The sequence below is a fragment of the Cellulomonas marina genome, assembly GCF_900111925.1.
Classification (GTDB): Bacteria; Actinomycetota; Actinomycetes; order Actinomycetales; family Cellulomonadaceae; genus Cellulomonas; species Cellulomonas marina.
The window spans coordinates 76,381-99,235 of sequence record NZ_FOKA01000012.1 but is presented as its reverse complement, the minus strand read 5'-3'; the positions used below and the strand labels follow the sequence as shown (position 1 = coordinate 99,235).

Here is a 22,855-nt window from a genome sequence, read left to right as displayed (position 1 = left end):
GGTCCGCGGCGACCTCAGGACGCCAGCGCGGGCAGCGTGAGGACCTCGTCGAGCCGGCCCTCGAGCGCGTGGTCGGCGGCCGCGGCGACGAGCGGCTTCGCGCGGTAGGCGATGCCCGTCCCGGCCGCCGCCAGCATGTCGAGGTCGTTCGCACCGTCGCCGATGGCGACCGTGCGCTCGAGCGGCACCCTGAGCTCGTCGGCCCACGCGCGCAGCGCCACGGCCTTGGCCGCCCGGTCGACGACCTCGCCGGCCACGCGGCCCGTCAGCACGCCGTCGGCCACCTCGAGCCGGTTCGCGCGGTAGCGGGTGATGCCCAGCCGCGCCGCGAGGGGGCCCACGACCTCCGTGAACCCGCCCGACACGAGGGCCAGCGGCCAGCCACGGGCCGCCAGCCCCGCGACGAGCTCCTTCGCCCCGGGGCTCAGCTCGACCTCGTCGAGCACGTCGGCGAGCACGGTGACGGGGACGCCGGCCAGCGTCGCCACCCGCTCGTGCAGCGACCGGGCGAAGTCGATCTCGCCGCGCATCGCCCGCTCGGTGACGGCCGCGACCAGCGCCCGCGTCCCGGCCCGCTCGGCGAGCATCTCGATCACCTCACCCGTGATGAGGGTGGAGTCGACGTCCATGACGACGAGGCGGCGTGCGGGCGGGGGGGGCACGGGCGGCAGGCTAGCCGCCGGCGCACCCCGCGCGGCCCGGGCGTTCAGAGCGCGGTGAGCAGCCCGATGAACTCGTCGGCCATGGCCAGCTTGCGGGCGAGGTCGGCCCGCCGCGTGCGGGCGGCCTCGACGTGCGCCGCCAGGCGCTCGCGGAGGTCCGTCCCGTCCGCCGCCGTGCGGTCGTCGGCCCCGTCCTGCGCGCTGCTCGTGGCCGCGATGCGGTCGGCGACGTCGAGGACGTCGCGCATCTCGCGGAGCCGGCCCGGCGCCGCCGGGGGGGCGGCACCGGGCCGGGGCCGGGCGGGTGGTGCAGGCGGGCGACGCCGTCAGTCGTGGATGACCGTGCCCTTGGGGACCACGGTGATGCCCGAGTCCGTGACGGTGAAGCCGCGGGCGAGGTCGTGCTCCCGGTCGACGCCGACCTTGACGCCCGCCGGCACCACGACGTTCTTGTCGAGGATCGCGCGGTGCACCTCGGCGCCGCGCTCCACGTGGACGTCGTTCATAAGGACGGAGTCCGTCACGTGCGAGTACGAGCGCATCCGCACGCCCGGGGACACGATGGAGCGGCTCACCTGGGCCCCCGAGACGACGACGCCCGGGGAGACGATGGAGTCGGCCGCGTGGCCCAGACGCCCCTCGCCCGCGTGCACGAACTTCGCCGGCGGCAGGCCCGTGTAGCCCGTGTAGAGCGGCCACTCGTCGTTGTAGAGGTTGAACACGGGCTCGATCGCGATGAGGTCCATGTTCGCCTCGAAGTACGCGTCGAGGGTCCCGACGTCCCGCCAGTAGTCCTTGTCGCGCGGCGCGGAGCCCGGCACGTCGTTGCGGATGAAGTCGTAGACGCCCGCGGTCCCCTTCGCGACGAACGCGGGCACGATGTCCCCGCCCATGTCGTGCTTGGAGGCGGGGTCGTCCGCGTCCGCCGTCACCGCCCGCACCAGGGCGGCCGCGTCGAAGACGTAGTTGCCCATCGAGGCGAGGATCTCCTGCGGGGAGTCCGGCACCGGGACGGGGTCCGACGGCTTCTCCCGGAACGCGGCGATGCGGGTCGGGTCCTGCGGGTCGGTCTCGATGACGCCGAACTGGTCCGCCAGGCCGATCGGCTGGCGGATGCCGGCGACCGTGAGCTCGGCACCCGAGGCGATGTGGGCGTCGACCATCTGGGAGAAGTCCATGCGGTACACGTGGTCCGCGCCGACCACCACGACGATGTCGGGCCGCTCGTCGTCGATGATGTTCAGGCACTGGTAGATGGCGTCCGCGGAGCCGAGGTACCAGTGCTTGCCGACGCGCTGCTGCGCCGGCACCGCGGCCACGTAGTTGCCGAGCAGCGGGGACATCCGCCACGTCTGGGCCACGTGCCGGTCGAGGCTGTGGGACTTGTACTGCGTGAGCACGATGACGTGTAGGTAGCCGGAGCTGATGACGTTCGACAGGGCGAAGTCGACGAGCCGGTAGATGCCGCCGAAGGGCACCGCCGGCTTGGCACGGGCGGCGGTGAGGGGCATGAGGCGCTTGCCCTCCCCACCTGCGAGGACGATCGCGAGGACGCGCGGCGCTGCCATGCCGCTCACGATAGGGGGTAGCGACGTGATGCGCGCCACCTCGCCCGGTCGGCGCTAGCGTGTCGGCCGAGGTCACCGGCGCCCGTCGGCGGTGCGCCCGCGACGAGGGGAGTCACGAAGGTGCGAGTCGATCTGCTGACCCGGGAGTACCCGCCGCACGTGTACGGCGGTGCCGGCGTGCACGTGGTCGGGCTGACGGAGGTGCTGCGCCGGACGCTGGACGTGCGGGTGCACTGCTTCGACGGCCCGCGCACCGGCGCCGACGAGGGCGCCGACGAGGGCGCCGACGAGGGCGTGGTCGGCTACGACGTGCCACCCGGCCTCGCGGGGGCGAACGCGGCGCTGGGAACCTTCGGGGTCGACCTCGAGATGGTCGCGGGGGTGGCCGCCGTCGGCGCCGACGGCGTCGCCACCGACCTCGTCCACTCCCACACCTGGTACGCCAACCTGGCCGGGCACCTCGCGGGTCTGCTCCAGGGCGTGCCGCACGTCCTGACGGCGCACTCCCTCGAGCCGCTGCGGCCGTGGAAGGCCGAGCAGCTCGGCGGCGGCTACGCGCTCTCGTCGTGGGCGGAGCGCACCGCCTACGTCGGTGCCGCCTCGGTCATCGCGGTGTCGGCCGGCATGCGCGAGGACATCCTGCGGGCCTACCCGGAGGTGGACCCGGCGAAGGTGCACGTCGTGCACAACGGCATCGACCTCGACCTCTGGCGCCGCCCGACGTCGCCCGAGGACCTCGAACGGGACGCCGCGACGCAGGCCCGGCTCGGCATCGACCCCGACCGGCCGACCGTCGTCTTCGTGGGGCGGATCACGCGGCAGAAGGGCCTGCCGTACCTGCTGCGCGCGTGCGAGCAGCTCCCGCCGGAGGTGCAGGTGGTGCTGTGCGCCGGCGCCCCGGACACCCCGGAGATCCTCGCCGAGGTGGAGGGGCTCGTCGCGGGCCTGCGCGAGCGGCGCTCGGGCGTCGTGTGGATCCGGGAGATGCTGCCGCGGGAGCAGGTCGTGGCCGTGCTGTCCGCCGCCACCGTCTTCGCGTGCCCGTCGGTGTACGAGCCCCTGGGCATCGTCAACCTCGAGGCGATGGCCGTGGGCGTGCCCGTCGTCGGGACCGCGACGGGCGGCATCCCCGAGGTCGTGGTCGACGGCGAGACGGGCTGGCTCGTGCCGATCGACCAGGTGCAGGACGGCACGGGCACGCCGACGGACCCCGACCGGTTCGTCGCCGACGTGGCCGCCGCGCTGACCACGGCCTGCGCGGACCGCGAGCGGGCGGCGGCCTTCGGCGCCGCGTCCCGCCGGCGGGTCGAGGAGCACTTCACGTGGGAGGCCGTCGCCGCCCGGACGGTGGAGGTGTACCGCTCGGTGCTCGGGTGACGGGCCGGGCCCGGCGCGTCAGGGGGTGCGCAGCTCGCTCGTCACGGCGGCGCCGAGCGCCCGGCGTGCCGAGCGGTCCACGTCGCGCAGCGCGCCGAGGCGGCGGTCGGCCTGGCCGACGGTGACGGCGGCGCCGTCGTCGACGGTGGCCAGCGCGACGACCGCGCGCAGCCGCACGGCGCTGAGCAGCAGGCGGACCCGCGCCCCCGCCAACCCCGGCGGCAGCAGGGACGTCACCGAGGAGTCCGCGCGCAGCTCGGCCAGGCGCTCGCCGAGCTCGGGGCGCCACCGGGCGACGTCCAGCCGCACGAGGGCGTCCGTGGCCTCCGCGAGGCCCGTGCGCAGGGCGCGGTCGGCCTCGTCGAGCAGCGGGACGGCCCCCAGCACGGGACGCCGCCAGTCGGGGACCGGCGCGACCTGCCACGTCACGAGGTGGCCGGGCTCGAGCGCGCTGCCGAACCGCTGCACCTCCGGCACGGCGGCCAGGCAGACGGTCGGGGTCCGCACGAGGAGGCACTCGCCCGCCGCGACCGCGGCCGCGGTCAGGGCCGGCGGGAGCCCGGGCGGCGGGTCGCCGGGGCCGGGCAGCAGGCAGGCGACCTCGCGCGGCTCGTCGGCGCACGCGTCGACCAGCCGCGACAGGGGCCGGTCGTCGTCGGCGAGGCCGACGACGCGGTGCGGCTCGTCGTCGCGCTGCACGGCCGCGACCAGGCGGGCGCGGTCGAAGGGACCGGTCAGCCAGGCGGCGAGCAGCACCGAGCGGGGGACGTCCAGGACGGGCACGCGCCCACGCTAGCGAGCGGTCGTGCCCCGGGCGCGCACTAGGGTCGGGGCCATGACCGACGTGCTCGACCTGCAGGACGTCACCGTGCGACGCGGTGCCACCACCATCCTCGACGGGCTCTCCTGGCAGATCCGCGACGGCGAGCGCTGGGTGGTGCTGGGACGCAACGGCGCCGGCAAGACCTCCCTGCTGCAGGTGTGCTCCGGCCGCATGCACCCCACGTCCGGCACGGCGCACCTGCTGGGCGAGCGCCTGGGCGGGGTCGACGTCTTCGAGCTGCGGCCGCGCATCGGGCTGTCCTCCGCCGCGCTCGCGGACCGCATCCCGTCGGGGGAGACGGTCCTCGACGTGGTGCTGACCGCCTCCTACGGCTACACCGGTCGCTGGCGGGAGAGCTACGAGGAGCAGGACGAGGCGCGCGCCCACGAGCTGCTGCGCGCGTTCGGCGTCGAGCACCTCGCCGCCCGGTACTTCGGCACGCTGAGCGAGGGCGAGCGCAAGCGCGTCCAGATCGCCCGGGCCCTCATGTCCGACCCCGAGCTCCTGCTGCTCGACGAGCCCGCGGCCGGCCTGGACCTCGGCGGGCGCGAGGAGCTGGTCGCGGCGCTCGCCGAGCTGGCCGCCGACCCCCGCTCGCCGGTGATCGTGCTGGTCACGCACCACGTCGAGGAGGTCCCGCCCGGCTTCACGCACGCGCTGCTGCTGCGCGACGGCCGCGCGCAGGCGGCGGGCCCCGTCGCGGAGGTCCTCACCGCCGACGAGCTGTCGGCCACCTTCGGCGTCCCGCTGGCCGTGCAGCGAGGCGGCGGCCGCTGGGCCGCGCGGGCCCTGCCGGCCGCGCTGACGGGGGCGCGCGCCGCCGCCCGCTGACCTCGGTGCCGCGGCCGTCCCTCCGCCGGGGCCGTCCGCGCCACGAGGCGCGACCACCAGCACTCGCCCTGCACACGGTCATGCGCTCGTGTACGCCGGGCATGGTGCTCCTCAGGTCCGCTGGGTACGGTGGGACCGCGACGCCCAGGGAGGCGCCGCGGCGTCGTCGCCCCGGGGTGGCCGCCGACGAGCGGGAGGGGGAGGCCATGGCCTGGCTCTGGTGGATGGGCGGGGCGGCGCTGCTGGCCGTCGTCGAGGTCCTCTCGCTCGACCTCGTGCTCATCATGTTCGCGGGCGGCGCCGTGGCGGGCGGGATCGCCGCCGCGTTCGGCGCCCCGCTGTCGGTCCAGGTGCTCGTCGCCGCCGTGTCCTCGGTGGTGCTGCTGACCACGTTGCGACCGCTGCTCCTGCGCCACCTGCGCGACCGCGTGCCGCTGCAGGAGACGAACGTGGCGGCCCTCGTCGGGCGACCGGCGCTGGCACTGAGCGCCGTCGACGCCGACGGCGGGCGCGTGAAGATCCACGGCGAGGTCTGGAGCGCGCGTCTCGACGGACCGGGGGAGCTGCCGGCCGACGCGCCCGCGGTCGTCCTGCGCATCGAGGGGGCGACGGCCGTCGTCGCGCCCGACCCGAGGAGGGGGACCTCATGACCGACCTGACCGCCGCGGCGGCCCACGCACCCGTGCTGGCCGCGGCCGCCGACGGGGACGGCGGCGGCGCCGTCGGCATCGCGACCGTCGTGGTGCTGGCGCTGCTCGTCCTGTTCGTCGTCGTCGCCCTCGTGCGGTCCGTGCGGATCGTGCCCCAGGCGGTGGCGATGATCGTCGAGCGCCTCGGCCGGTACTCCCGGACCATGGACGCGGGCCTGCACCTGCTCATCCCGTTCGTCGACCGGGTCCGTGCCGGCGTGGACCTGCGCGAGCAGGTGGTCTCGTTCCCGCCGCAGCCGGTCATCACCTCGGACAACCTCGTCGTCAACATCGACACGGTCATCTACTTCCAGGTCACGGACCCCAAGTCGGCGGTCTACGAGATCGCCAACTACATCCAGGGCGTCGAGCAGCTCACCGTCACGACGCTGCGCAACGTCGTCGGGTCGCTGGACCTCGAGCAGACGCTGACGAGCCGCGACCAGATCAACGGCCAGCTCCGCGGCGTGCTCGACGAGGCGACGGGCCGGTGGGGCATCCGCGTCAACCGCGTGGAGCTCAAGAGCATCGACCCGCCCCAGTCCGTGCAGGGCGCCATGGAGGCGCAGATGCGCGCCGAGCGGGACCGCCGCGCGACGATCCTCACCGCCGAGGGTGTCAAGCAGTCGCAGATCCTCACCGCCGAGGGCGAGAAGCAGGCCGCGATCCTGCGGGCGGAGGGCGCGGCCCAGTCGGCGATCCTCACCGCCGAGGGGGAGTCGCGCGCGATCCTCCAGGTCTTCGACGCCGTGCACCGCGGCGACGCCGACCCGCAGCTGCTCGCCTACCAGTACCTGCAGACGCTGCCGAAGATCGCGGCGACGCCGGCGAACAAGCTGTGGTTCCTGCCGTCGGAGCTGAGCGGCGTGCTGGGGCAGCTCGCGGACGGCTTCGCCGGGACGGGCGGCGGCGACGGGTCGGGTCGGCGGGCCCGCAAGGCCTCGCCGGTGCGGCCCGAGGACCTGCCGCCGAGCGCGCTGGAGGACCCGCGCGAGGCGCTGGAGCGCGCCCGCCGGGAGTCCGAGCGCGCGGCGGAGGAGGCCACGAGCTCCGGTACCCGCAGCGGCCGGCCGTTCAGCGCCGAGGCCGAGCGGGGGCAGGCGGCCACGGGAGCCGGCGGCCTGGCCGGGCCGGGCGGCGTCAACGGCGGGACGCCGTCGGCGGGCGGTCCTCCACCGGAGGGACCGGGGCCGTCGGGGTCGTCGGCGGCAGGGCCGGGCGGTCCCGCCTGACGTCGGCCGGGCCCGCGAAGACCACCTGGCTCTGCAGGCCGTAGGCCAGCACGAAGAGCGAGAGGTCCGCGAGCACCTTGGCGATCACGGCCGGCACGCCGAGGTCCGTCAGCGCCGTCACGACGCCGAGGGAGCCCGCGAGCAGCAGCAGCGCGAGGGCGACGTAACGCCCCGCCGCCCGGCGGAGCGGCGCCCCCGCGCCGCCGGGCGACGCGAAGACGGCGTGGCGGTTGACGAGGAAGTTCACGGCCGCCGACACCGCGCGCGCCCCGCCCACCGCGAGCGCGAGCGAGCCCGTCAGGGGCAGCAGCGCGGCGAAGGCCGCGACGTCGACCGCCGCCCCGAGCAGCGAGGACAGCGCGAAGGCGACGAGCGGCGCCATGACGCGCAGGGAGTCGGCGACGGGCCGGAAGTGCGAGGACGCGTTGCTCTCGAGGTAGATCGTGGCGATGGGGTGCTGCTCGACGACGACCCCGCTGCGGGCCAGGTGCAGCAGGAGGCGCAGCTCGTACTCGAAGCGGTCGCCGGTCACCGTCAGCAGGTCCGGCAGCAGCGCGGCCGGGTAGCCGCGCAGGCCCGTCTGCGTGTCGACGACGTCCTGGCCCGTGCTGAGCCGGAACAGCAGGCGGGAGGCCTCGTTGCCGACGCGGCTGCGCATCGGCACCGGGCCGGTGAACGCGCGCACGCCGAGCACCACCGCCCCGTCGCCGGTGGCCACGCGGCGGGCGACGGCCAGCACGTCGGCCGGCGCGTGCTGGCCGTCGCTGTCGGCGCAGACGACGTCCCGTCCGGGTCGGTGCGCCAGGACCCACGCGACGCCGGTGCGCAGCGCGGCGCCCTTCCCGCGGTTGACCGGGTGGGTGAGGACGACGACGCCCCGCGCGCGGACGGCGGCCAGCGCCGCGGCGCCGGCGGGCCCGGAGCCGTCGTCGACGACGACGACCTCGAGCGGGGGGCCGGACGCGGCGGCGGCGTGCAGCGCGTCGGCGAGGGCGACGAGGCGCTCGTCGGGGTCGAGCGCGGGGACGAGGACGATCACGGCCGGCCTCAGTAGCCCAGGTAGAGGATGTCGGAGGTGCCGCGCTCGGTGCCCTTGCCGAGCGGGTCGTTGACGAGCGCGCCGTCGAACACCATGGTCGAGGACCCGCCGCCGTCGAGGTTGTAGGCGGTGGTGGCGCCGAGGTCGAGCATCATCTGCGCCGCCTCGGTCATGGTCACGCCCGCGCTGTACCCGGGGCTGCGGCCGTCGACGACGACGAAGAGCAGGTGGTTGTCGTCGACGACCCCGACGAGCGTGCGCGGCTGGTCGCCCTGGATGGAGTGGTTGCCGACGTTCGTGTCGACCTCGACGTCCTCGATGCCGTCGACGACGGCCCCGTCCTCGACGATGGCCGGGCCGAACGACAGCGTGTTCCACACCCCGGCGGCGACCAGCTCGTCGGCGGAGGTCTCCGTCTCGTCGTACACCTCCACGTGGCCGTCGGTGTAGAACGCCAGCCCCTCGCGGGCACCCTCGTCGCGGTAGACGACGCCGTTGCGGATGACGATGCCCGTGTCGCGGAACCCGTAGTAGTCCCCGTTCACCGCGAACACCGCGTCGTTGTCGGCGGCGATGTCGCTGGTGGTCTCGGTGATATTGGTGCCGAACGCGTTCTGCGCGAAGGCGGAGCGCAGGTCGGTGGCGTCGGCCAGGACGACGTCGGCCACGTAGGAGCTCACCTGGTCGTCGCCCGAGCCGGTGACGACGGTGGAGATCGTGACGCTCGTGCCGTCGGCGGCGGTGTAGGACGTCGACGTGAGGGTGCCGGCGCCCGTGCTCGTGTCCCTGCTGGCGTCCGTGGTGGTCCCCGTCGTCGTGCCGTCCGTCGTCGTCGTGGTCCCGGCGGCGGCGGACTGCGCGGCCTCGTAGGCGTCGACGTCGGCGATCTGGACGTGGTCGACGACGAAGCGGTCGAGCGCCCACGAGGCCGTGCCGCCGGCGGCGAGCACGAGGCCGGCGGTGACGGCGACCGCGGTCCGGCGCAGGGCGCGGCGGCGCGGGCTCGTCGGGGTTGGTTCCGGGGCGGTGCGAGGTCGGTGTCGGGGCATGCGGCATGTCTAGGCAGGGCGCCCCGGTGCCCGGCCGGTCCCCGCTGTACGACCGCTGTGCGACGTGGCGGACCTTGCGAGTGAGTGCTCACTCACCATAGGTTGCTGCCTGTGCCGACCCGAGCACCCCGCATGTCCCGCGACGAGCGGCGCTCGGCCATCGTCGTGGCCACCGTGCCCCTGCTCGCCGAGCTGGGGGCGGACGTGACGACCCGGCAGATCGCCGAGGCCGCCGGCGTCGCGGAGGGCACGCTGTTCAAGGCGTTCGACGACAAGACGGAGCTCTTGCACGCGGCCGCGCTGGCCGCGATGGACGCCGCGCCCACGTGCGCCGCCGTCGCCGCGCTGCCCGACGCCCCGCTGGAGGAGCTCGTCGCGTCCGTGGCGCGCGTCCTCCAGGAGGGGATGATCGAGCGCACGCGCGTCATGCACGCGGTGCGCAGCATCTTCGCGCAGGTGCTGCGCGGCGAGGGCGCCGCACCCGGGACGGCCGGCGCCGCCGGGCCGCGACACGGCCCGCACGTCGAGCACGTGCTGGCCCTCCTGCGCTGCACCGCGGACCGGCTGGAGCCGCACGCGGACCGGCTCGGCGGGAACTCCTGGACAGCGGCGCGCGTCCTGCTCAACCTGGCGGTGGGGCTGGGGCCGCCGGGGATGGCCGGCGTCGGGCTGCTGCCGCCGGAGCTCGTGGCCGCGGTCGTGGTCCGCGGCCTGGCGCACGGCCCGGCGCCCGAGCTCCACCCCGACGACCGCCCGCTCGACGAGGTCCTGGCCGGACCCCTGCGCACCACCACCCCCGACGGCACCGACCTCGCGAGGCGACCATGCTGACCCGACTGCTGCGGACCCACCTGCGGCCCTACCGGACCGCCCTGCTCGTCGTCGTCGTGCTGCAGGCGGCGCAGGCGCTGAGCAACCTCTGGCTGCCGACCCTCAACGCCCGGATCATCGACCAGGGCGTCGTCACGGGGGACACGGGCTACGTCCTGCGGACCGGCGGGGTGATGCTCGCCGTGACCGTCCTGCAGGTGCTCTGCGCCGTGGTCGCCGTCTTCTTCGCGGCCCGCGTGGCGATGTCGGTGGGCCGTGACCTGCGCGGCGCGGTGTTCGCCCGCGTGCAGGAGTTCTCGGCGCAGGAGGTCGGCCGGTTCGGGGCGCCGTCGCTCATCACCCGCGAGAGCAACGACGTCCAGCAGGTGCAGATGCTCGTCATGATGGGGCTGGCGTTCCTCGTCGCCGCGCCCATCACCCTCGTCGGCGGCGTCATCATGGCGGTGCGTGAGGACGCGCGGCTGTCGATGGTCCTGCTCGTCATCGTGCCGGTCCTGCTCGTCGTGCTGGGGCTGACCATCCGGCGGATGCGGCCGCTGTTCGCCTCCATGCAGACCCGCCTCGACGCCATCAACCGGGTGCTGCGCGAGCAGATCACGGGCATCCGCGTCGTGCGGGCCTTCGTGCGCGAGGACGCGGAGGCGGCCCGCTTCGGCGCCGCGAACGACGAGCTGCGGGAGGTCGCCGTCGCCGTCGGGCGGCTCATGGCGCTCATGTTCCCCGTGGTGATGCTCGTGCTGAACCTGTCGAGCGTCGCCGTCATCTGGTTCGGCGGGCAGCAGATCGACGCGGGGCGGATGCAGGTGGGATCGCTGACCGCCTTCATCTCCTACCTCATGCAGATCCTCATGGCGGTGCTCTTCTCGACGATGATGCTGATGATCGTGCCGCGGGCCGAGGTCAGCGCTGGCCGCATCACCGAGGTCCTCCAGACCGAGCCCTCCATCCGCCCGCCCGCCGGCGGCGGCCGTCCCTTCGCGCAGCGCGGCGGGGTGGAGCTGCGCGGGGTCACCTTCGGCTACCCGGGCGCCGAGGCGCCGGTCCTGCACGACGTCGACCTCCTGGCCCCCGTCGGGCAGACCACGGCGATCATCGGCGCCACCGGCGCGGGCAAGACGACGCTCGTCGAGCTCGTGCCGCGGCTCGTCGACGTGACCGGCGGCGCGGTGCTCGTCGGCGGGGTGGACGTGCGCGAGCTCGACCCGCAGGTGCTGTGGTCCGCCATCGGCCTCGTGCCGCAGAAGCCCTTCCTCTTCTCCGGCACGGTCGCCTCGAACCTGCGCATGGGCAAGGGTGACGCGACGGAGGACGAGCTCTGGCACGCGCTCGAGGTCGCCCAGGCGGCGGACTTCGTCCGCGAGCTCGGCGGGCTCGAGGCGCCGGTGACGCAGGGCGGCACGAACGTGTCCGGCGGCCAGCGCCAGCGCCTGGCGATCGCCCGGGCCCTCGTCCGCCGCCCGGCGATCTACCTGTTCGACGACTGCTTCTCCGCGCTCGACGTCGCCACCGACGCCGCGCTGCGGGCCGCCCTCGTCCCGGAGACCCGGGACGCGACGGTGCTCGTCGTCGCCCAGCGGGTCAGCACGGTCCGAGGAGCGGACCGCATCGTCGTGCTCGACGACGGGCGCGTCGTCGGGACCGGCACCCACACCGAGCTCATGGCGTCGGACGAGACGTACCGCGAGATCGTCCTGTCCCAGGTGAGCGTGGAGGAGGCGGCGTGACCGCGCCGACGCGGACCAGGCCCGGCTCCCCGGCGCCCGGCGGCCCCGCGGCCGGCGGCCCGCCCCCGGGCGGACCGGCGCGGGGACCGATGGGCGGCCCCATGGGCGGGCGGCCCGGCGGGATGATGGGCGTGCCCGTCGCCAAGGCGATGGACTTCCGGGGGTCGCTGAGGCGGCTCGTCGGGATGCTGCGGCCCGAGCGCGCGGTGCTGCTCGTCGTGCTCGCGCTGACGGCGGTCAGCGTGACGCTCAGCGTGCTGGGCCCGCGGATCCTCGGGCACGCGACCGACGTCGTCTTCGAGGGCGTCGTGGGGCGCCGGCTCGGGGAGGTGTTCCCGGCCGGGACGACGAAGGCGCAGGCCCTCGCCGCGCTCGAGGCCCGCGGCGACACCGCGCAGGCGGACCTGCTGCGCCCCATGGACGTCGTCCCCGGGCAGGGGATCGACTTCGACCGCCTCGGCCAGGTGCTCCTCGTGGTCCTCGGGCTGTACCTCGCGGCGTCGCTGCTCGGCTACCTCCAGGGCGTGCTCACCACGCAGCTCGTCCAGCGGACCGTCTTCCGCATGCGCCGCGACGTGCAGGCCAAGCTCGGCCGGCTGCCGCTGTCCTACGTCGACCGGCACCAGCGCGGCGAGATCCTCTCGCGCGTCACCAACGACATCGACAACGTCGCGCAGACCATGCAGCAGACGCTGAGCCAGCTCATCACCTCGCTGCTGACCATCGTCGGCGTCCTGGCGATGATGGTCTGGATCTCCCCGCTGCTCGCCGTCGTGGCGCTCGTGACGGTGCCGCTGTCGGCCTGGGTCACGGTGCTCATCGCGAAGCGCTCGCAGCCGCAGTTCGTCGCCCAGTGGGCCTCGACCGGCAAGGTCAACGCCCACGTCGAGGAGATGTTCACCGGTCACACGCTCGTGAAGGTCTTCGGCCGGCAGGAGGCGGTCGCGGCGACCTTCCGCGCGGAGAACGAGCGCCTGTACGAGGCGTCGTTCCGGGCGCAGTTCATCTCCGGGGCCATCCAGCCGGCGATGATGTTCATCTCGAACATCGGCTACGTCGTCATCGCCGTCGTCGGGGCCCTGCAGGTGGCGGGCGGCGCGATGACGCTGGGCTCGGTGCAGGCCTTCATCCAGTACTCCCGGCAGTTCACGCAGCCGGTCACCCAGGTCGCGTCGATGGCCAACATCCTGCAGTCGGGCGTCGCGTCCGCCGAGCGGGTGTTCGAGCTGCTCGACGAGCCCGAGCAGCGCCCGGACCCGGTGCCGCCGGCGGCGGTGGCGCAGCCCGTGCGGGGCCGCGTCGCGTTCGAGGACGTCTCGTTCCGGTACGTCGCCGACACCCCGCTCATCGAGCACCTCGACCTCGTCGCCGAGCCGGGCCAGACGGTTGCGATCGTCGGGCCGACGGGCGCCGGCAAGACCACCCTCGTCAACCTCCTCATGCGGTTCTACGAGGTCGACGGCGGGCGCATCACGCTCGACGGCGTCGACACCGCCGCGATGCGCCGGGCCGACCTGCGCTCGCAGGTGGGCATGGTCCTGCAGGACACCTGGCTGTTCGGCGGGACGATCGCGGAGAACATCGCCTACGGCACGGGCGCCGACGCCGGCCCCGGCGGGCGCGACCGCGAGCGGATGCTGGCGGCGGCCCGCGCCACCTACGTCGACCGGTTCGTGCACGCGTTGCCCGACGGGTACGAGACCGTCATCGACGAGGAGGGCGGCAACGTCAGCGCGGGGGAGAAGCAGCTCATCACCATCGCGCGCGCGTTCCTGGCCGACCCGGCGCTGCTCGTCCTCGACGAGGCCACGTCCTCGGTGGACACCCGCACCGAGGTGCTGGTGCAGGGCGCGATGAACGCCCTGCGGCAGGGTCGGACGTCATTCGTCATCGCGCACCGGCTGTCCACCATCCGCGACGCGGACGTCATCCTCGTCATGGAGCACGGCGCGATCGTCGAGCAGGGGTCGCACGCGGCGCTGCTGGCCGCCGACGGCGCGTACGCCCGGCTCTACCGCTCGCAGTTCGCGGCGGCGACGGCGGCGGACGGCGTCTGACGGCGGCGTCCGACGGGCCGGGCGCCCCGGGCGGGGCTGGCAGGATGACGCGGTGCGTCACGAGCTCCTCCCGCTGACCGATCCCGACGACGCGCGGCTCGCGGACTACGTCGCGCTGACCGACGTGGCGCTGCGGCGGCGGTTCGAGCCCGAGCGCGGCCTCTACATCGCCGAGAGCTCGACGGTCCTGGGCCGGGCGCTGCGCGCCGGGCACCGGCCGCGGTCGGTCCTCCTGGCCCCGCGCTGGGTGCCGGACCTGCAGGCGCTGCTGGCGGAGCTGCCCGACGAGCCCGCCGGCCGTGACGGCGCCCCCGTGCCGGTGTACGTCGCCGACGAGGCGCTGCTCGAGGCCATCACGGGCTTCCACGTGCACCGCGGCGCGCTGGCCGCCATGCACCGGCCCGCGCTGGCACCGGTGGCGGACGTGCTGGCCGGCGCGCGGGGCGGTGCGGGCGCGCGTCGGGTGGCCGTGCTCGAGGACCTCGTCGACCACACGAACGTCGGGGCAGCCTTCCGGTCGGCGGCCGCGCTGGGCGTCGACGCCGTGCTCGTGACGCCGCGGTGCGCGGACCCGCTCTACCGCCGGTCGGTGCGGGTGTCGATGGGCACGGTCTTCCAGGTGCCCTGGACGCGCATCGACCCCTGGCCCGAGGGCCTGGACGTGCTGCGCGCGCTGGGGTTCGTCACGGCCTCGCTCGCGCTGGCCGAGCACGCCACGACGCTCGACGAGCTCGTGGCCGCGCCGCCCGACCGGCTCGCGCTGGTCCTCGGCGCGGAGGGCGACGGCCTGGGGGCGGCCACGGTCGCGGGGTCGGACCTCGTCGTGCGGATCCCCATGGCGGGGGGAGTGGACAGCCTCAACGTGGCCGCGGCGGCCGCGGTGGCGTTCTGGGCGGTGCGGGTGCCGGCGGGCTAGACGCCCAGCGGGTCGGCCGGTGCCGACGGGGCCAGGACGCGCGCGATCGTCTCGTCGACGAGGTCCTCCACGACGCGGTCGAGGGCCGGGTCGGCGTCGTGGCGCCGGTGGCCCGGGGCGCGGACGAGGTCGACGTCGACCCCGTGCCGGCGCGGGACGTACCGGAAGCCGTCCTCGGTGGACGGGTCGTAGTCGAGGACGAGGTCGGCCACCTCGAGCCGGTGGCGCCACGTCGCCAGGCGGCGGACGTCCTCGGGGGGCAGCGTCGCGCCGTCGCGCCGCGCCGCCTCGAGGTGCAGGAGCGCCAGGTCGGTGGACAGCCGGTGCTCCGGCAGCACGTGCCAGGGGACGAGGTGCCGGCCACGGTGCGCGTCGGCATGGTGCATGTCGGCCCGGTGCGTGTCGGCATGGTGCAGGAGCTGCTCGATGAGGGCGTCGACGTCGTCCTCGGGGGTGCGGACGTCGTCGTCCCGGAGCCCGCGCTCGACCGCGCTCATGGCGCCTCCTCTGTCGCAGCCGATGGTAGGGCCAGCCCGGCCACGACCTCGACCCCCGGGGCGGACCCCAGGAGCGCACCGGGCAGGGCGATCTTCGAGCGGCGGACCCCGCTGCCGACGACGACGTGGTCCCCGGCCTCGTCGGGCACGGTGACGGCCTCGTCGACGAGGACGCGCCAGCCGCCCGGCAGGCCGAGCGGGGTGATGCCGCCGTACTCCATCCCGGACTCGGTGGTCGCGCGGTCCGTGGGCAGGAACGACGCCTTGCGCACGTCCAGCAGGCGCTTGACGGCGGTGTTGACGTCCGCGCGGGTGGTGGCGCGGACCACGGCGGCGGCGATCCGCTCCTCGCCCGCGCGGCGGCCGGCGACGAGCACGCAGTTGGCCGACGCCGACGGCGGCAGCGCGAACGCCTCGGTCAGCGCCGCGGTGTCCGCCAGGTCGGGATCGATCTCCGCGACGAGGACGGCGGTGGCGACGAGGGGCTCCACGGCCGCCCACCGCTCGAGGGCTGCGCGCGTGGCGGGGGCGAGCAGGTCGGGGCGGGCGAGCGCCGGGCCCCAGGGCAGCGACCCGGGGGCGGGGGACGTGGGGGAGGGCACGGGGGCAGGGTAGCGACGACAGCGGGGCCCGGACCGGGCCGTCCGTCCCGGGCGGCCCTTCCTACGGGCACCGTCCGAGGGCCGGTGGCGGGTCGGTGCGGAGCGCGCTCGGTCCCGGGCCGACGCGCCGACGACACGCTGGAGCGAGGGCCACGGACGGCCGTGCTCCGCAGCGGTCCGCCGTCGCGCGACGGCGTCGAGGGTCGTTCGCGAGGTCGTGTCGGTGGTCGGCGGGAGGGTGTCCACGGGGGCGCTCGACGGATTGACACCGGGTCGCCGGGCGCGTGTACTAGTTATCGAACACGCGTTCGAACACGGCCGATGTGGTCGGTGCTCGGTCGCCTCCGCGACCGCTCCGAGCCGGCGGCCGGAGGGTCTTGGCGGGTCGTCAGGATGTAGCACGAGGGTACGGGAGGTGGTCGTGGTTCCGACGGCCGCCGCTGCGGAGGACCACCGCTCCCGGGCCGCCCGCGCCCGCGAGGTGCTGGCTCGTGCCGAGCTGCGGACGGGCGCCCGCAGCCTGGCGCTCGGCACCCGTCCCGGAACGCCGGCGGCCGTGACGGCGGTTCCGGCACCGGCGCCGTCCGTGCCGCCCGCGCCATCCGCGCCGTCCGGGCCGTCCTCGACCGCGCTGCCGACGGCACTGCTCACCACCGAGCGCCCGCCGCTCGCGGTGCCGCCCGCGCTGGTGCCGCTCCTGCCCGAGGGGCTGCGCCGCGGCGGGGCCACGGTGGTGACGGGGTCGACGTCGCTGCTCCTGGCCCTGCTGGCGCAGGCCTCGGCCGGCGGGGCGTGGGCCGCGGTCGTCGGGCAGCCGTCGATCGGCCTGCTCGCGGCCGCGCAGGCCGGGGTCGAGCTCGACCGGCTGGCGCTCGTGCCGCGTCCCGGTGCCGACAGCCCGGCCGTCGTGGCCGCGCTCGTCGACGGGCTGGACGTCGTCGTCGTGGGTGCGGGGGCGGTGCTCACCGACGCCGACCGGCGCCGGCTGACCGCGCGGGTGCGCGAGCGGGGGGCGGTCCTGCTGACGAGCACCGCCTGGCCGGGGGCGACGGCGGTGCTCGACGCGCGGCCGCTGGGCTGGACCGGGTTGGCCGACGGCGAGGGGCACCTGCGCTCCCACCGCCTGCAGGTGCGCCGCACCGGGCGGGGCGCGGCACCGGGGGACGTCGGGCTGGAGCTGGAGCTCCCGCTGCCCGTGCCGGGCGCGCTGCGCGTCGCACCCGCGGCACCGTCCGTGCCCCAGGTCGTGCCCCAGGTCGCGTCCCAGGCCGTGCCGCAGGCTCCCGACGAGGGCCACGAGGACGCCGACGGGTTCGTGCAGGGCCGGCTGAGGCTCGTCGGATGAGCGCACCCACTACGGGGCGCCCGACGACCCCGGCCCCGCCCCCCGCCGCCACCCGCACGCCGGAGGCACGCACGCCGGACGCACGCAGGTCCGGCCCCTCCACGACAGGCGCCCGTCCGTCCGGCACCCGCGCCCCCCGCCCGGCCGCCACCCGCACGACGGTGCTGTGGGTGCCCGACTGGCCCGTCGTGGCGGCCGCGACCCTGGAGGGCGTCCCGGCCGACGTGCCCACCGCGGTCCACGACGGCCGCCGCCTCGTCACGGTGTCCGCGGGCGCCCGTGCGGAGGGCGTGCGCCGGGGCATGCAGCGGCGCCAGGCCCAGGGGCTGTGCCCGGCGCTCGTGCTGCTCGACGCCGACGAGCCGCGGGACGTGCGGATGTTCGAGCCCGTCGCCGCGGCGGCCGAGACGGTCGTCAGCGGGGTCGAGGTGGTCCGCGCCGGCCTGCTGCTGCTGCCCGCGGGCGGGGCCAGCCGGTACCACGGCTCGGAGGACCGGCTCGCGGAGCTGCTGGTCAGCGCCGTCGCCGAACGCACGGGCCACGAGTGCGCGGTCGGGACGGCCGACGGGCTGCTGGCGGCGGTGCTGGCGGCGCGGACGGGGGAGGTGGTGCCGCCCGGGACGTCCCCGGCCTTCCTCGCGGGCCGGCCGATGGCGGACCTCGTGCACGCGGCCGTGACGGACGAGGACGCGGCCGAGGTCCTCGAGCTCGTCGACCTCCTGCACCGGCTGGGTCTGCGCCACCTGGGCCGTCTGGCCGCGCTGCCGCCCGCCGCCGTGCACGCCCGGTTCGGCCGCCGGGGCACGTGGGCGCAGACGCTGGCCCGTGGCGAGGACGAGCGTCCGCCGGTCCGGCGCCGCCCCGAGGCGGACGTGGAGGCCGCCACGGCGCTCGACCCGCCGCTCGACCGCGTCGACCAGGCGACCTTCGCCGGGCGCCGGCTCGCCGAGGAGCTGCACGCCGCGCTCGTCGCACGGGCGCTCACGTGCGGGCGGCTGCGGATCGACGCCCGCACGGAGGCCGGGGAGGAGCTCAGCCGGACGTGGCGGACGGACATGGGTGGCTGGGGCGGGCTGACCCCCGCCCGGATCACCGACCGCATCCGCTGGCAGCTCGAGGGGTGGCTGGCCTCCGCCGCGGCCGAGGCGGGACGTGCTGCTCGCGCGGCCCGGGCGCGGGCCGACCGCGAGGCGGGCCGGACGACGGGCCGGACATCGGGCCGGTCGTCGGGCCTGCGGACGCCCGGCGCCGACGGGGTCGACGCCGACGGGCCGGACGCACCTCCCGCGCTCGACGTGGACACCCCGGGCGTCACGCTCGTGCACCTCGCCGTGACGGCGCTCGACGTCGCCCCCGTCGGGGCGGAGCAGGGCCGGCTGTGGGGCGGCCCGTCGGGCGGGGACCTGCGCGCGCACCGGGCGCTGGACCGCGTCCAGGGCATCGTCGGGGTCGACGGTGTGCTGCTGGCGAGCCTGCAGGGCGGCCGCGACGTGCGCGACCAGGTGCACCTGCGTGCCTGGGGGGAGCAGGAGGCAGCCCCGCGCCCGGTGGACCGGCCGTGGCCAGGGCGCCTGCCCGACCCGGCACCGGCGTGCGTGCTCGCCGAGCCCGTGCCCGTGGAGGTGCTCGACGCGCACGGGCGGCCCGTCCGCGTCGACCCCCGGCAGTCGCTCAGCGGGGACCCAGCCGTCCTGCGCTGGACCGGCGACGGCGCCCGGGGTGACGACAGGGGTGGCGCCCGGGGTGACGACAGGGGTGGTGCCCGGGGCGACGACAGGGGCAGCGACGGGGGTGGTGGCAGCCGACGCGTCGTCGGCTGGGCCGGGCCGTGGCTGGTCCTCGAGCGGTGGTGGGTCCTCGGCGCCGCCGGGCAGGTCCGCGCGCACCTGCAGGTCGCGCTCGACGACCGCCGGGCGCTGCTGCTGACGGGCACCGCCGAGGGCTGGACCTGCGAGGCGACGTATGACTGACGCGTCGACGACCCACCTGGTGACCGGCCCGGCCCCGGCGTACGCCGAGCTGCACGCCCACTCGGCCTTCAGCTTCCTCGACGGCGCCAGCCAGCCTGAGGAGCTGGTCGCGGAGGCGGCCCGGCTCGGCCTGCGCGCCCTCGCCCTCACCGACCACGACGGGCTGTACGGCGTGGTCCGGTTCGCCCAGGCGGCGCGGGCCGTCGGCCTGCCGACCGTGTTCGGCGCCGAGCTGCACCTTCCCGCGCCCGACGGCCGGCGGCACGGCCGGGAGAGCGCGCGGGACCGCGCCCGCACGGTCCCCGGCCTGCCCGTCCTCGACCCGCCGACCGCGGTGCCCGACCCGCGGGCGGAGCACCTGCTCCTGCTGGCGCGGGGGCCGGACGGGTACCGCTCGCTGTCCGCCGCCATCGCCGAGGGTCACCTGCGCACGGGCCGCAAGGGCGCCGCCGAGTACCACCTGGAGGAGCTCGCGGCGGCCGCCGCAGGACGCTGGCTCGTGCTCACCGGCTGTCGCAAGGGGGCCGTCCGCCGGGCGCTGGCCGGGGGCGACCCGTCGGGCACCACCCCGGTGACGACGGCCGGCCTCGAGGCGGCGGGCCGTGAGCTGGACCGGCTCGTCGCCCTGTTCGGCCGGGACAACGTCGCGGTGGAGACGACCGCCGTCGGCGACGCCCACGACGCCGAGCGCGCCGACGCCCTCGCCGAGCTCGCCGCCCGGGCGCGGCTGCCCCTCGTCGCCACGGGCAACGTCCACTACGCGACGCCGCGCGACGCGGACCTGGCCGCCGCGCTGGCCGCCGTGCGCGCCCGGTCCTCCCTCGACGACATGGACGGCTGGCTGCCGGCGGCGCCGGGCGCGCACCTGCGCTCGGCCGCCGAGATGCTCGCGCGGCACCGGCGGTACCCGCAGGCCGTGGCGGCGGCGGCCGCGCTCGGGGCCGAGCTGGCGTTCGACCTCTCGCTCGTCGCCCCGTCGCTACCCCCGCATCCCGTGCCGCCCGGGCACACGGAGGCGACCTGGCTGCGCGAGCTGGTGCGGCGGGGCGCCGACGAGCTGTACGGCCCCCCGGACGACGAGACGGTCGCGGGCGCCCACGCCCAGGTCGAGCACGAGCTGGACGTCATCGAGCAGCTCGGCTTCCCGGGGTACTTCCTCGTCGTGCACGAGCTCGTCGACTTCTGCCGCCGCAACGGGATCCTCGCGCAGGGCCGGGGATCGGCGGCCAACTCGGCCGTCTGCTACGTCCTGCGGATCACCGCCGTCGACCCCGTGCGCCACGGCCTGCTCTTCGAACGCTTCCTGGCGCCCGAGCGCGACGGGCCGCCGGACATCGACGTCGACATCGAGTCCGCCCGCCGGGAGGAGGTCATCCAGCACGTCTACGAGCGCCACGGCCGCTCGCACGCGGCGCAGGTGGCCAACGTCATCTCCTACCGGCCGCGCTCCGCGGTTCGCGACGCGGCGCGCGCGCTCGGGTACGACACGGGTCAGCAGGACGCGTGGAGCGGGAGCATCGAGCGGTGGGGGACCCTGCGGGGCACGGAGAAACCCAGCCCCTGGTGGACGATGTACCGCTCGGGCACCGTCGGGGCGAGCAGCGCGGCGTCCGGGCCGTCGCCGTGGCCGGACCGCGCCGCCGACGGCGCGTGGTCACCGACGCTCGGCCGTCAGCCGACCGTCGACCGTCACGACGTGGCTCTGCCGCCGACGCCGCCGGCCGAGCTGGCGGAGATCCCCGACCCCGTGCTCGACCTCGCCGAGCGCTTCCTGCGCCTGCCGCGGCACCTGGGCATCCACTCCGGCGGCATGGTCTTGTGCGACCGGCCGGTCGTCGAGGTGTGCCCCGTGGAGTGGGCGCGGATGCCGGGGCGCACGGTGCTGCAGTGGGACAAGGAGGACTGCGCCGACGCGGGCCTGGTGAAGTTCGACCTCCTGGGTCTGGGCATGCTCACGGCGCTGCGGCTCGGCTTCGGGTTCGTCCGGGACCTCGAGGGCGTCGAGCTGGACCTGCACGCGCTGCCGCACGAGGACCCGCTGGTGTACGACCTCCTGTGCGCGGCCGACACCGTCGGGGTGTTCCAGGTCGAGTCCCGCGCGCAGATGGGCACGCTGCCGCGCCTGCAGCCGCGCCGGTTCTACGACATCGTCATCGAGGTCGCGCTCATCCGCCCCGGCCCCATCCAGGGCGGGTCGGTGCACCCGTACATCGAGCGGTACCACGAGCGGCAGCCGGTGACGTACCTGCACCCGCTGCTCGTCCCCTCGTTGGAGCGCACCCTCGGCGTGCCGCTGTTCCAGGAGCAGCTCATGCAGATGGCCATCGACGTCGCGGACTTCACCGGCGCCGAGGCCGACCAGCTCCGGCGGGCCATGGGGTCCAAGCGCTCGCTGGACCGCATGGAGGCGCTGCGCGAGCGGCTCGTGGCCGGCATGACCGCCAACGGCATCCCCGCCGACGCCCAGCAGGAGATCTACGACAAGCTCAAGGCGTTCGCCGACTTCGGCTTCCCCGAGTCGCACGCCTTCTCCTTCGCCTTCCTCGTGTACGCCAGCGCGTGGCTCAAGGTGCACCACGCCGCGGCCTTCTACGCCGGGCTGCTGGCGGCCCAGCCCATGGGCTTCTACTCCCCGCAGACGCTCGTCGCGGACGCCCGCCGGCACGGGGTGGAGGTGCTGCGCGCCGACGTGCAGGCGTCGCGCGCGCTGGCTTGCGTCGAGCGGGTCGCGCCGGCACCGCCCGACGGCGAGCCCGTGCTCGTGCCCGTCCCCGGCGGCACGGCACCCGTCCTCCCGCTGGGCGGGCGGCGCGGCGGCCGCGACGGTGCCGGCGGGTCCGGTGGCGTGAGGCCCGACGAGGGAGCCGTCGCGGGGGAGGCGCCCGCCGTGCCCGACGGCCGCACGCTGGCGGTCCGGCTCGGGCTGTCGTCGGTCCGGGGCATCGGCGAGGAGCTGGCGGAGACCCTCGTCGCCGAGCGCGACGCGCACGGGCCGTTCGTCGACCTGCGCGACCTGGTCCGGCGCGTCCGGCTCACGACGCCGCAGCTCGAGGCCCTGGCCACCGCGGGAGCCCTCGACGGCCTCGGCGTGGACCGGCGCGAAGCGCTGTGGGCCGCCGGCGCGCTGAGCCAGGAGGGCCCCGACACCCTGCCCGGCGTGTCCGTGGGCGTGGAGGCACCGACGCTGCCGGGCCTGGACCTCGTCGAGACGGCGACGGCCGACGTGTGGGCGACGGGGATCTCCGTCGACTCCTACCCCACGCAGTTCGTGCGCGAGGGGCTCGACGAGGCCGGCGTCGTGCGGGTGGCGGAGCTGTTCCGCAGCGAGACCGGCGGGCGCGTGGCCGTGGCGGGCGTGGTGACGCACCGCCAGCGGCCGGGGACCGCGCACGGCGTGACGTTCCTGTCCCTCGAGGACGAGACCGGCCTGCTCAACGTCGTGTGCTCCGCCGGGCTGTGGCAGCGGTTCCGCACGGTGGCGCGGACCTCGCGGGCCCTCGTCGTGCGCGGGAAGGTCGAGCGGGTGGACGGCGCGACGAACCTCGTCGCCGAGCACGTGGCGCCGCTGTCGCTGCGGGTCCGCTCCCGGTCGCGCGACTTCCAGTGACCAGGACGCCGGACGACGCGGTGTCCCGGGACACCC

Annotated in this window: 19 protein-coding genes; 11 read left to right on the top strand and 8 right to left on the bottom strand. The window is 76.0% G+C overall.

Annotated features, from left to right (window positions below):
* Positions 1-14 precede the first annotated feature (14 nt).
* The 3 genes from serB to glgC all read right to left on the bottom strand — a co-directional run bounded on the left by serB (position 15) and on the right by glgC (position 2,230).
* Positions 15-662, bottom strand: a complete 648-nt coding sequence (gene serB / locus BM048_RS13295; RefSeq protein WP_275407337.1) for a phosphoserine phosphatase SerB — start codon at positions 660-662, stop codon at positions 15-17.
* 44 nt (positions 663-706) lie between these two features.
* Positions 707-910, bottom strand: a complete 204-nt coding sequence (locus BM048_RS13290) for a hypothetical protein (RefSeq protein ID WP_090033758.1) — start codon at positions 908-910, stop codon at positions 707-709.
* Between the two features lie 78 nt (positions 911-988).
* Positions 989-2,230 (bottom strand): glucose-1-phosphate adenylyltransferase, encoded by a 1,242-nt coding sequence (gene glgC, locus BM048_RS13285; RefSeq protein WP_090033757.1) that lies wholly within the window; start codon positions 2,228-2,230, stop codon positions 989-991.
* A 120-nt stretch (positions 2,231-2,350) separates the two neighbouring features.
* Between glgC and glgA the strand changes: the two genes are divergently transcribed.
* Positions 2,351-3,607: a glycogen synthase gene (gene glgA, locus BM048_RS13280; protein ID WP_090033755.1), complete on the top strand. Its 1,257-nt coding sequence runs from the start codon at positions 2,351-2,353 to the stop codon at positions 3,605-3,607.
* 18 nt (positions 3,608-3,625) lie between these two features.
* On the opposite strand, the gene BM048_RS13275 is transcribed toward glgA, so the two are convergent.
* On the bottom strand, positions 3,626-4,390 hold the full coding sequence (locus BM048_RS13275; RefSeq protein WP_090033754.1) for a hypothetical protein: 765 nt from the start codon (positions 4,388-4,390) through the stop codon (positions 3,626-3,628).
* 52 nt (positions 4,391-4,442) lie between these two features.
* Between BM048_RS13275 and BM048_RS13270 the strand changes: the two genes are divergently transcribed.
* The 3 genes from BM048_RS13270 to BM048_RS13260 all read left to right on the top strand — a co-directional run bounded on the left by BM048_RS13270 (position 4,443) and on the right by BM048_RS13260 (position 7,182).
* The gene (locus BM048_RS13270) at positions 4,443-5,261 is read left to right on the top strand and encodes an ABC transporter ATP-binding protein (RefSeq protein WP_090033753.1); all 819 of its coding nucleotides are present in this window, start codon (positions 4,443-4,445) and stop codon (positions 5,259-5,261) included.
* Between the two features lie 206 nt (positions 5,262-5,467).
* Positions 5,468-5,911, top strand: coding sequence for an NfeD family protein (locus BM048_RS13265; RefSeq protein ID WP_090033843.1), 444 nt, complete (start codon positions 5,468-5,470; stop codon positions 5,909-5,911).
* Positions 5,908-7,182, top strand: a complete 1,275-nt coding sequence (locus BM048_RS13260) for an SPFH domain-containing protein (RefSeq protein ID WP_090033751.1) — start codon at positions 5,908-5,910, stop codon at positions 7,180-7,182. The genes BM048_RS13265 and BM048_RS13260 overlap by 4 nt, the downstream gene beginning before the upstream one ends.
* Here BM048_RS13260 and BM048_RS13255 read toward each other — a convergent pair.
* Positions 7,091-8,221: a glycosyltransferase gene (locus BM048_RS13255; protein ID WP_239078783.1), complete on the bottom strand. Its 1,131-nt coding sequence runs from the start codon at positions 8,219-8,221 to the stop codon at positions 7,091-7,093. The genes BM048_RS13260 and BM048_RS13255 overlap by 92 nt on opposite strands.
* Positions 8,222-8,229: 8 nt before the next feature.
* A complete protein-coding gene (locus BM048_RS13250) occupies positions 8,230-9,270 on the bottom strand; it encodes a phosphodiester glycosidase family protein (protein WP_090033750.1) in 1,041 nt (346 codons plus the stop codon).
* Between the two features lie 132 nt (positions 9,271-9,402).
* Between BM048_RS13250 and BM048_RS18260 the strand changes: the two genes are divergently transcribed.
* From BM048_RS18260 to BM048_RS13225, 4 genes are all read left to right on the top strand, one after another.
* Positions 9,403-10,101, top strand: a complete 699-nt coding sequence (locus tag BM048_RS18260; RefSeq protein WP_175499545.1) for a TetR/AcrR family transcriptional regulator — start codon at positions 9,403-9,405, stop codon at positions 10,099-10,101.
* Positions 10,095-11,825 (top strand): ABC transporter ATP-binding protein, encoded by a 1,731-nt coding sequence (locus BM048_RS13240; RefSeq protein WP_090033748.1) that lies wholly within the window; start codon positions 10,095-10,097, stop codon positions 11,823-11,825. The genes BM048_RS18260 and BM048_RS13240 overlap by 7 nt, the downstream gene beginning before the upstream one ends.
* A 101-nt stretch (positions 11,826-11,926) precedes the next feature.
* Positions 11,927-13,882 carry an ABC transporter ATP-binding protein gene (locus BM048_RS13230; RefSeq protein ID WP_203708809.1) on the top strand — a complete coding sequence of 652 codons (1,956 nt, stop codon included), beginning with the start codon at positions 11,927-11,929 and terminating at the stop codon, positions 13,880-13,882.
* A 52-nt stretch (positions 13,883-13,934) separates the two neighbouring features.
* On the top strand, positions 13,935-14,798 hold the full coding sequence (locus tag BM048_RS13225; protein ID WP_090033744.1) for a TrmH family RNA methyltransferase: 864 nt from the start codon (positions 13,935-13,937) through the stop codon (positions 14,796-14,798).
* Here the strand turns inward: BM048_RS13225 and BM048_RS13220 are convergent.
* Both BM048_RS13220 and BM048_RS13215 read right to left on the bottom strand, forming a co-directional pair.
* Positions 14,795-15,295, bottom strand: coding sequence for a hypothetical protein (locus tag BM048_RS13220; RefSeq protein WP_090033743.1), 501 nt, complete (start codon positions 15,293-15,295; stop codon positions 14,795-14,797). The genes BM048_RS13225 and BM048_RS13220 overlap by 4 nt on opposite strands.
* A complete protein-coding gene (locus tag BM048_RS13215) occupies positions 15,292-15,897 on the bottom strand; it encodes a YbaK/EbsC family protein (protein WP_090033741.1) in 606 nt (201 codons plus the stop codon). Before BM048_RS13215 ends, BM048_RS13220 begins: the two co-directional genes overlap by 4 nt.
* 415 nt (positions 15,898-16,312) lie before the next feature.
* On the opposite strand from BM048_RS13215, the gene BM048_RS13210 reads away from it, so the two are divergent.
* From BM048_RS13210 to dnaE, 3 genes are all read left to right on the top strand, one after another.
* Complete coding sequence (locus BM048_RS13210; protein WP_090033740.1) at positions 16,313-17,242, top strand: hypothetical protein; 930 nt, start codon at positions 16,313-16,315, stop codon at positions 17,240-17,242.
* 170 nt (positions 17,243-17,412) lie between these two features.
* Positions 17,413-19,212 (top strand): DNA polymerase Y family protein, encoded by a 1,800-nt coding sequence (locus BM048_RS13205; protein WP_239078784.1) that lies wholly within the window; start codon positions 17,413-17,415, stop codon positions 19,210-19,212.
* Entirely contained in the window at positions 19,205-22,819 is a 3,615-nt protein-coding gene (gene dnaE, locus BM048_RS13200; RefSeq protein ID WP_090033737.1) for a DNA polymerase III subunit alpha, read from the top strand. Before BM048_RS13205 ends, dnaE begins: the two co-directional genes overlap by 8 nt.
* The last annotated feature ends 36 nt before the right edge of the window (positions 22,820-22,855 follow it).